This is a genomic window from Streptomyces sp. NPDC127106, assembly GCF_042677605.1.
Taxonomy (GTDB): Bacteria; Actinomycetota; Actinomycetes; order Streptomycetales; family Streptomycetaceae; genus Streptomyces.
In genome coordinates this window covers 241,026-249,531 of the sequence record NZ_JBHXTC010000005.1, presented here as the reverse complement: position 1 = coordinate 249,531, position 8,506 = coordinate 241,026, and the positions used below count along the sequence as shown (strand labels likewise).

Sequence of the window (8,506 nt, the reverse complement as noted above, 5' to 3'; positions counted from 1 at the left end):
TTCCCGTCCTTCACCCAACGCCAGGCGGTCTGGTAGCTCACGCCCTGCTGCCGCGCCCAGTCCGAAAGCTTCACAAGGCCAAGGTATTCGAGACGTACGGCTAGAGGTGATTATGAATGACCAGAAAACCTGTAGCAGCTTTCACCCCCCGCGGTGGCCCGTCCCTCCCGCTCCGCCCATCCACGACTCCGCCCTGTTCGCGCGGGCAATGCGGGACATGCGCCTGACGTGGCGGGCCCGCGGGGTCCTGGCTGAACTTGCCGTTGGCTACGCTCCTGGGCAAGAACCCACGATCAGTGAGCTGGTCTCCCTCACCCGCGATGAGCGCCTGGCTGCCGAGGGCCGCGAGGCCTTCCGCAAAGCGGTCGGTGAGCTGCGCAGCCTCGGCTACCTCTGCCCAGACGCCACCACGGCCTCCGGTGTGGGGGAGCGTCTGGTCGTGGATCTCGCCCCGGCTGCAGAAGCCCGTCTGATCCCGCAGCGTCACGGCCACGGCCTGTTCGCGGACGGGAGCTGACCATCCCTGTCGGGCCAGTAGGACTTCCGTCCTCATGGTCTGTAGGAACGGCAGCGGTCGGGCGCCCTGCTGCCTCGTAACGCGTTCCGGCCCCACGGGCGTGTACCGCGGGGCCGGAGCCGAATGACGGTGGCGAGGGACCAGAAGAGCCGTACGCAACCGCCAGGTCCGCCTGACGTTCCTCGGGTAGCGGCCGGCTCCGGGGCGTCGGGCCGTCAGGTCGACTCCGGGTGGGCGAGGACCGGGCCGGGCGGGCGGCGGCGGGACACGGCGTAACGGCTGGTGATGAACGCCACGACGGAGGCGATGACGATGAGCGGCACCTGGTTGTGCGCATCGGCGCCGAGCAGCAGCGACCCGAGCACCGCACTGGTCAGCGGCAGGCCGCTGACCACCGCGGTCGCGGCGGCGATGCCGACGCCGAGTGCCGGGGCGGCGCCGAAGCCCGGGAGCCCCGAGCAGGCGATGGCCAGGGCGGCGCCCATCAGCACGGCCGGGAAGATGGGACCGCCGCGCAGGGCGCCCAGGCAGATGCCCCAGGCCAGCCCCTTGAACAGGACCAGGGCGAGCAGCGCGCCCACGGGCCAGGAGGCGTAGTTCCCGGCGAGTTCACCCAGGGTGATCTGGCCGGAGAGCGCCGCCTCCTCCGGGGATCGGCCGGTGGTCAGCGCGTAGGCGGTGAAGCAGACCCCGACGGCGACGGCGGCCAGCACGGTCTTCCGCGCCGTGTGGCGCCGGGTCCAGGAGAGGACCGGCCGACCGAACTCGTGCGCCACGGTGACCACCAGGGCAACGGCGACCGCGACGGGGATGCCCCACAGGAAGTCCCCGGCGTCGGGGGTGGCGTCGGGCGGCACCTGTGGCAGGGTCAGGCCGCCGATGGGCAGGCCGGTCCACTCACCGAGGCCGTCGAAGACGACGGCTCCGGCGGCACTGGCCACGAGGCAGGGCAGGAGCAGGACGACGAGCTGGGGGCCGGCCAGTCCTGCCGCCTCGACGACCATCAGGGCGGCGACGATCGGCCCGCCGAGGATGGTGGAGATGGCGGCGGTCGACCCGGTGGTGGCCACGATCGCCTGGATCTTCGGTTCCACCGGGCGCTTGGCGGCGTGCAGCCACAGCAGGGCGAGGCCGCTGCCGAGGGCCATCAGGGGAGCCTCGGGGCCCAGGGCGGCACCGAGCGGGAGGACGGTCAGGGCCGAGAGGACGACGCCGGGCAGTTCCCGGGGGCCCATGGGGGCTCCGCGGAGGCCGTTGACCGGTACGTGGCCGCCGCTGCCCGGCATCCGGGTGATGATCGGGGCCGCGATCAGGCCGGCCAGGAGCAGGGTCGGCAGGGGCCACCACCAGGGCGCCCGGTCGAAGCCGAGGGTCTGGGGGAGGGACTCCCACAGGAGGCGTTGCAGGTAGTGCTGGAAGCTGACGAAGAAGAAGCAGGCTGCGGCGACGGGCACGCCGATGAGCACGGAGAGCAGCATCAGGCGGGCGTAGCCGCGGCTGAGGATGATGGTGCGGAGTACGGGCTCGGCGTCGGCCGGCGACACGTGCGGGTCGGCCTGGAGGCCGGGCGCGGTCGCGATCGACTGCGGCGGCGAGGGCGGGGGCGGGGGCGGGGGTGACGGGTGGTCGGACGGGGTCATGGCCGCTCCCGGGCGGATGCGTCAGCGGTGTCGTCACCCTGCATGTGTGACCTCCTGGTGGCCGGCCCTGCTCCAGGCAAACCCGGGCGGGCGGCTGCGGCGAGGCAGGAAGCACCGATCGGGTGAGACGGCTGCGGCGCCCGGGCGGGTCTTCACCCCGACGTCCCGTCGAACGCGCTGCCGCATGCCGCCGCGCGCCTGGCCGTCGCCGCAGGCGGGGTGGAGCATGATATGGGCATGAACACGCCACCAGGTCATCAGCAGCACCAGCAGTACCCGCACCCTCAGCAGGCACAGCAGCCCCAACCGCCGTACGCCCAGCAGCCGTACGCCCAAGCTCCGTACACCCAGACGCCCTACGGTCACGCCCCGCACGGGCAACAGCCGTACGCCGCCCCCTACGGCCAGCAGCCCCCGTACGGGCAACCGCCCTACGGGCAGGCGCCGCCCCCGCGGGTCCCGCACCCCTCCGGGGAGGGGCGGCGCGTGCTCGCCGTCACACTGGACCTCGTCGTGGCCGTGGGCGTCCCGTACCTCATGGCGCGCGGCCACGAGGGCCGGCCACTGACCGCCCTGGCGATGCTGCTCGGCATCTCCTTCGTCAACCAGGTCCTGCTGACGTTCCTGTTCCGGGCGAGCCTGGGCAAGCTGCTCACCGGCATCCGGGTCATCCGGGCCTCCGACGGCGGGCGCGCCGGATTCTGGCGCAGCGTGTACCGCTGGCTGTGCGGCCTGTGCTGGCTGCCGTTGCAGCCGTACTACTGGGTGCGGGCGTTCTTCCGCGGACTGGGCGGCGGCGGGGCGGCGCGCGGTACCGTCACGGACAACGACGACGGCGAGCTGTACCACGCCGACCTGGCCGGGCTCCGGTACGCCCGCCGCCGGGACCTCCCGGCCTGACGGTCCGTCGCCCGACCTGACGGGGTCACCGCCCGTCGCACGGCGCGGCTCAGGAGAAGGCGGGCGGTTCGGCGGCCAGGGCCTTCTCGTGGCCGTCCAACCACTTGGCGAGCTCCACGCAGCTCACCTTCCCGTGGTCGGGGTAGTCCACCTCGTAACCGCCGCCGCCGTTGCCCGGCAGGCCCGTCTCCAGGCAGCGTGCGGCGTACGGCAGGGTGTATGCGATCTTGTGGGCGTTGTCGCGCACGGACGTGCTGGGGTGGCTGCCGAGGATGACGGCCGCGGACGCCGCCCTGGCGGCGAGGTCCTCGGTGCCCTGCCGCAGGCCCGCGATGACGGCGGGATCGCGTTTGGACTGCTCGTCGAGGCGTTCGAAGCGCTGCATCAGGAAGCGCATGCGGTTCGAGGACTGGATCAGATCCCCGTAGCGGGTGATCTGTTCGATGGTGCGGGCCGTGGACTGCTGGCCCGCCGCCTGGGTCCGCGCGGCCTCCAGGGTGCTGCGGGCCTGTGCCCGGCCCGTCTCCAGGACGCTGCCGGCCTGGAGGTGGCCCGCGATGACGGTGCCAATGACGGCCGCGAGGCCGACGTAGGAGGGCGCGTGCCGCTGCATGTGCTCACCGAAGCTCGCCATGCGCCCGATCGTGCCAGCCGGACGGATTCCTTCCGCCGGACTGGCCGGATCATTGCGCCGTCCCGGCCGGATGCGCACCATCCGGCCGGACCGCGGGCCGCGGGAGGGGGTGCGGTCAGACCGCCTCGCGGTCCCTGCGGAGCCGGGCCGTGCCGGAGTGGCGCTCCTCGCCGCCCACCGGGACGAAGACGATGCGGGCGCCGGAGCGCAGCGGGGTCCCCCACGCGGTCTCCACGTCGGCCAGCGGTACGGGGACGATCTCGCTGGTCGGCGCCAGGGACGGGAGCCGGATGAGCAGTTCGCGCAGACAGGCGCTGCGGCGTGCGGCCGAGATGGAGCCGAGTCCGCTGCCGCAGAGGTCCACGTCGGCCTTGCGCAGCCAGGCGGACGGCAGCGTCATGTCGGGTCCGGCGGCGGAGCCGATCTGCACCCACCGCAGGGTGCGGGTCAGGTCGGCGCGGTGGCGCAGGATGCCGTCGAGTGCCAGCTCCGCGGGGCGGCCCCACAGGTAGTCGAGCACGATGTCGGTGTCGGCGGCCGCGGCGCCGAAGGCGTCGGCGACCTCCTCGTCGGAGCCCTCCAGCAGGACCGTGCGGGCGGCGCCCAGCGCGGACGCGGCCTGCAGGGCCAGCGGATCACGCCCGGCGGCCACGACCCGTTCCGCCCCCTGGTCGAGGGCGAGCCGCACGGCGGCCCGTCCGGCGTTCCCCGTGGCGCCGAGGACGAGCACCGACTCCCCGCCCCGCAACCGGCCCCGTTCCCGCAGCGCGATCCAGGCGGACGAGGCGGGGTTCATGGCGGCGGCGACCACGGCCGGATCGAGCCCCTCCGGTACGGGCATGAGCGAGGCGGACGGGACGGCGATGCGTTCGGCCATCGTTCCGCGGGGCGGCTCCAGCCCCGGGATGTAGACGAGTCCGCCCTCCGGGGTCCGGCCCACCCCGTCGAAGCCGGGTACCAGGGGCAGTGCGTCACCGCCCGTGTAGTGTCCGCCCGACGCGAACGAGCGCACCAGCGGGTACAGCGCGGCCGCCAGCATCTCGACGACGACCTCGCCGGCCGCGGGGGCGGGTTCGGGCACGGACTCGTACCGGGGCGGCTGACCCAGGGCGTGGACCACGGCTGCGTACATCGGCTGGCCCCCAAAACGGGTGATGAGGCGGTATCGGTAGCAGTACGGTCCGATTGTGGCGGTTCCGTGTGGGACGCGTCGGCTGCGCCACGCGGGCGGCGCGCCGGCCGGACGGCCACGACCGTCGCCGGGACCGCCACGACCGTCGGCCGGGACGGCCGGGGCCCGCGGCGTTGCCTCAGCTGCCCGTGCCGGCGAACCGGGGCGACGCCGCCGCGTGGACGAAGTCCGTCAGGGAGACGGTGAAGTCGCCCTGGTCGGGCCGGTACGCGGTGCAGTACCGCGTGGGGTACCAGCCGGACGTCCGCCAGGCAGCGGGCTGGGGGACGGGCTCGCAGGACCGGTGGCCGGTGGCGGGGTCGCGGTGGCGCTGCAGGAAGTCCTTCGTGAGCATGGGTTCCATGAAGATGAGGCCGCCCGCGTACGCACCGTAGATGAAGGTCTGGCCGGTGAGGGTGCCGGTGGTCGGGGGCCGGCTGTCCAGGTGCGCGCCCATGGCGCCCTCGGCGGTCTGCGGGCTGCTCGCGGGATAGCCCGCGGGCAGGTAGGCCGCCGGGATCGGCTGAGCGGCGGTGGCGAGTTGGTCGCAGGCGATGAGCAGGGCGCACCCGCCGGTCCGGATGCCGGCGCGGACCTCCCGCGGCACGAGGTAGAAGTGGACGTCGAAGTGGGGGACGTCGTAGCGGCCGTGCGGGTTGTGGCCGTGCGGGTTCCAGTTGAACAGGGCCCACTGGAAGGGCAGTCCGGCCGATCCGGGCGGCGTGCCGGGCAGGGCGAGCTCCAGGCTGTGGCCGCCGACGCATTCGTGCGCGGGATCGGTGCTGCCGTCGCCGTCCGTGTCGTGGCAGTGCTTGCCGTCGGTGGGGGCGGCGGGCAGCGCCCGGAGGGAGGAGGCGGTGAGGGAAACACCCACCGCCTGCGGGGTGCCGTTGCGGTACTCGCTGTACGTCCGAACCGTGCCGCGGCCGAGGGCGGCGGCCGGCCCGAGGCTGACGCAGGCCGCGGCGCCGGTGCGGGCCCCGCAGGCGGGCAGCCGGGCGGCGGCACCGGAGCGCGGCCGGGGGTCCGGGGGCTGCCAGATCGAGGGCAGGACCGCGGCCAGCAGGGCGATGCAGGCCAGTCCGGCGGCGGTGGCGGTGCGGGGGAAGCGGGGGATGTGGGGACTGCGGGGGATGCGGGGGATGCGGGGCGTGCGGGGGGTGCGGGGGGTGCGGGGGGTGTTCATACCGCGACGCTCCAGGAGGTACGGGAGTTGAGTGCTGCGGCGTCCACGCCGGTCACCTGGAGGGTGCAGGACCGGATGCCGTCGAGGCTGTCCTCGGGCAGGACGTGGCGGATGTCGGTGAAGCCGTTCGGGGCGAGCGCCTCCACCTTGCGGAGTACGGGGTCGGGTTCCAGGCGGCGGTGGGCGGCGAGGAGGCGGGTGGTCTGCGGCAGGCGGGCGGCCTCGTAGCGGGCCAGGGCCTCGTCGACGTCGTGGTGGGCGAGTTCCCAGGCGAGGACCCGGGCGTCGACGATGGCCTGCGAGGCCCCGTTGGAGCCGGTCGGGTAGACGGGGTGGGCGGCGTCGCCGAGCAGGACGACGCGGCCGTCCCGCCAGGTCGGCAGCGGATCGCGGTCGATCATCGGGTAGCGGGCGATGCGGGGCGCCGCGGCGATGACCGCGTGGAGGTCGACGAAGTCGCTGCGCCAGCCGCCGAGATGGGCCAGCACGGTCTCCGGCGGAACCGTGTCGCGTTCCCAGTCCGGTCCGCCCCGCGGGGGGTCCGTGTCCCCGTCGTCGCCGGTGCAGCTCTCCACGACCCAGTTGATGAGGCACCGGCCGTGCTCGTCCGGTCGGGAGACCGCGTAGGCGACGGCCTTCACCCTGCTGTTGCAGCCGATGATGACCATGGTGCGGCCGTCGAGGAACGGCGCGGCCTCGGTGATGCCGCGCCACATGCATATCCCGTTGCGCAGCGGCGGCCCTTCGTCCGGGTACATGGCGGCGCGCACGGTCGAGTTGATGCCGTCCGCGCCGATGAGGAGGTCGCACGGGACCGGGTCGGGCCGACCTTCCAGGCGGGCCCGTACGGGAGTGCCGCCGCGGCCCCGGCCGCCGCCGGTCTCGTAGCCGGTGAGCCGGCGCCCGGTGAGCAGGACGTCCCGGCCGAGGCGGTCCCGGACCGCGGCGAGCAGCAGCTCCTGTAGGCGGGCCCGGTGCACCGAGTACTGCGGCCAGTTGTAGCCGGCGGCGCGTCCGCGCGGCTCGCCCCAGATCAGACCGCCGTAGCGGTGGTGGTACTCCAGCCGGGCGGTCGCCACGGCGACGTCGTCGAGCGCCTCGCCCAGGCCCAGTTCGGTCAGTTCGCGAACGGCAGCGGGCTGCAGGTTGATCCCGGCGCCGACGGGGCGCAGCTGCGGGCAGGATTCCACGATCAGTACGTCGTCCAGCCCCGCCGCGTGAAGGCTGAGGGCGGTCGTCAGTCCGCCGATTCCGGCACCGGCTATCAGGATGCGCGGAGGATTCCGTCTGCCGTACCGAGACATTCTCGCTACCTCCAGGGAAGACCTCTTCAGCCCAAAAATGCGGTAGTTCGGCGAGGAGCACAACCCCGGGACCGGCAAAAGACGAAATGTGCAGGTCAACGAGGACCAGTCACCCGATCAGAGTACGGCCGAGTGCCGCCTGATGGGTGACATGGCTTTAATCAGGTGTCGGCAACAGAAAGGCTGCGACATGCATCACGAGACGTTCGAACCGTGCGACGTCCAGCGCCTCCAGCATGCTGTTGACTACGCCCTCCACGCCTCCAGAAAATCACTGGACTATCTCCTGCCGCCCTGGATACCCGGCGATCTCAAACGGGAAATAGGAAGCGGTTGCGTTGTTTCGCACTGCGCGACGCTGCTCTTCCCGGAAACGGTGGAATCCGCCCTCGAGTACTTCGAGGAAAACGGCTGGACCGCCTCGACCACCATACCCAGCGTGCTCGTGAAGCGCCGTCTGGTGGAGCGCCATTGGCTGCCGGAGGACGTGGACATCCGGGTGACGCGACTGCGCGTCACCGCGGGCCCGTCCCCCGATGTCGAGGTCTTCCTCTTCCCGCGGTCCAGCCACGCGTACACGGAGGACGTGGGTGCGTTGGAGCGCGTGCACGGCTTCGAGAACCACGTGGGCCTGTACCTGGAACGGGCCGAGGAGAGCGCCCTGACCCGGCTCGCCGACCGTTTGGAGACGAGCGGCCAAATGGTGTACGAGGGGTCGGCCCACAACCCGCACGAGAACACGACGATGCTGTACTTCGCCCCCAGCGCCCCCGTGGCGCGGGTGCGCCGCCGCTTCCCCCGGTGGGAGCTGCAGTGCGCGGGCGACCTGACGGCGTCCGCCGGCAGCCGGCCGGTCCGGACCCAGGCCCTGTGCCGCGCCTACGCGGCGCTCAAGGCGAACCACGTGCCCGTGGACGTCGTCATGACGCGGGATGCGCGGCGGCCCGTTCCCGTGGCGGCCCCCAAGGCCTGAACCGCGCCCGCCCCTTCCGGTCTCCCCGCCTGCGGACTGCGGTCCGGGGCGGGGAGACCGCGTGTGCGGCCGCCGCGGGGGGCGGGGGGGGGCGGGGGGCGCGGCGGGGGGGGGGCGGGGGGGGGGCGCCGCGGGGGGGGGGGGGGGGGTGGGGGGGTGGGCGGGGCGGGGCCCAGGGAAG

At 73.5% G+C, this 8,506-nt stretch carries 8 protein-coding genes; 3 read left to right on the top strand and 5 right to left on the bottom strand.

The window, feature by feature from the left end; translation table 11 throughout:
- Positions 1-217: 217 nt before the first annotated feature.
- Entirely contained in the window at positions 218-517 is a 300-nt protein-coding gene (locus tag ACFVGY_RS08170; RefSeq protein ID WP_385672849.1) for a hypothetical protein, read from the top strand.
- Positions 518-732: 215 nt separating this feature from the next.
- Here the strand turns inward: ACFVGY_RS08170 and ACFVGY_RS08165 are convergent, their stop codons facing one another.
- Entirely contained in the window at positions 733-2,157 is a 1,425-nt protein-coding gene (locus tag ACFVGY_RS08165; protein WP_385672846.1) for a chloride channel protein, read from the bottom strand.
- Between the two features lie 237 nt (positions 2,158-2,394).
- Here ACFVGY_RS08165 and ACFVGY_RS08160 point away from each other — a divergent pair, with 237 nt between their 5' ends.
- Positions 2,395-3,057, top strand: a complete 663-nt coding sequence (locus tag ACFVGY_RS08160; protein WP_385672843.1) for an RDD family protein — start codon at positions 2,395-2,397, stop codon at positions 3,055-3,057.
- A gap of 49 nt (positions 3,058-3,106) precedes the next feature.
- On the opposite strand, the gene ACFVGY_RS08155 is transcribed toward ACFVGY_RS08160, so the two are convergent.
- From ACFVGY_RS08155 to ACFVGY_RS08140, 4 genes are all read right to left on the bottom strand, one after another.
- A complete protein-coding gene (locus ACFVGY_RS08155) occupies positions 3,107-3,691 on the bottom strand; it encodes a hypothetical protein (RefSeq protein WP_385672840.1) in 585 nt (194 codons plus the stop codon).
- Between the two features lie 115 nt (positions 3,692-3,806).
- Entirely contained in the window at positions 3,807-4,823 is a 1,017-nt protein-coding gene (locus ACFVGY_RS08150) for a zinc-binding alcohol dehydrogenase family protein (RefSeq protein ID WP_385672837.1), read from the bottom strand.
- 178 nt (positions 4,824-5,001) lie between these two features.
- Positions 5,002-6,048, bottom strand: a complete 1,047-nt coding sequence (locus tag ACFVGY_RS08145; RefSeq protein WP_385672834.1) for a hypothetical protein — start codon at positions 6,046-6,048, stop codon at positions 5,002-5,004.
- Positions 6,045-7,352, bottom strand: a complete 1,308-nt coding sequence (locus ACFVGY_RS08140) for an FAD-dependent monooxygenase (protein ID WP_385672831.1) — start codon at positions 7,350-7,352, stop codon at positions 6,045-6,047. The genes ACFVGY_RS08145 and ACFVGY_RS08140 overlap by 4 nt, the downstream gene beginning before the upstream one ends.
- A gap of 190 nt (positions 7,353-7,542) precedes the next feature.
- On the opposite strand from ACFVGY_RS08140, the gene ACFVGY_RS08135 reads away from it, so the two are divergent.
- Positions 7,543-8,325, top strand: a complete 783-nt coding sequence (locus ACFVGY_RS08135; RefSeq protein ID WP_385672828.1) for a hypothetical protein — start codon at positions 7,543-7,545, stop codon at positions 8,323-8,325.
- Positions 8,326-8,506 lie beyond the last annotated feature (181 nt).

What these genes read in the sequence shown, in the direction of transcription:
- ACFVGY_RS08155 (WP_385672840.1), bottom strand. Translation starts at nt 3,691, where the DNA reads ATGGCGAGCTTCGGTGAGCACATGCAGCGGCACGCGCCCTCCTACGTC.
- ACFVGY_RS08165 (WP_385672846.1), bottom strand. Translation starts at nt 2,157, where the DNA reads ATGACCCCGTCCGACCACCCGTCACCCCCGCCCCCGCCCCCGCCCTCG.
- ACFVGY_RS08170 (WP_385672849.1), top strand. Translation starts at nt 218, where the DNA reads ATGCGCCTGACGTGGCGGGCCCGCGGGGTCCTGGCTGAACTTGCCGTT.
- ACFVGY_RS08160 (WP_385672843.1), top strand. Translation starts at nt 2,395, where the DNA reads ATGAACACGCCACCAGGTCATCAGCAGCACCAGCAGTACCCGCACCCT.
- ACFVGY_RS08145 (WP_385672834.1), bottom strand. Translation starts at nt 6,048, where the DNA reads ATGAACACCCCCCGCACCCCCCGCACCCCCCGCACGCCCCGCATCCCC.
- ACFVGY_RS08150 (WP_385672837.1), bottom strand. Translation starts at nt 4,823, where the DNA reads ATGTACGCAGCCGTGGTCCACGCCCTGGGTCAGCCGCCCCGGTACGAG.
- ACFVGY_RS08135 (WP_385672828.1), top strand. Translation starts at nt 7,543, where the DNA reads ATGCATCACGAGACGTTCGAACCGTGCGACGTCCAGCGCCTCCAGCAT.
- ACFVGY_RS08140 (WP_385672831.1), bottom strand. Translation starts at nt 7,352, where the DNA reads ATGTCTCGGTACGGCAGACGGAATCCTCCGCGCATCCTGATAGCCGGT.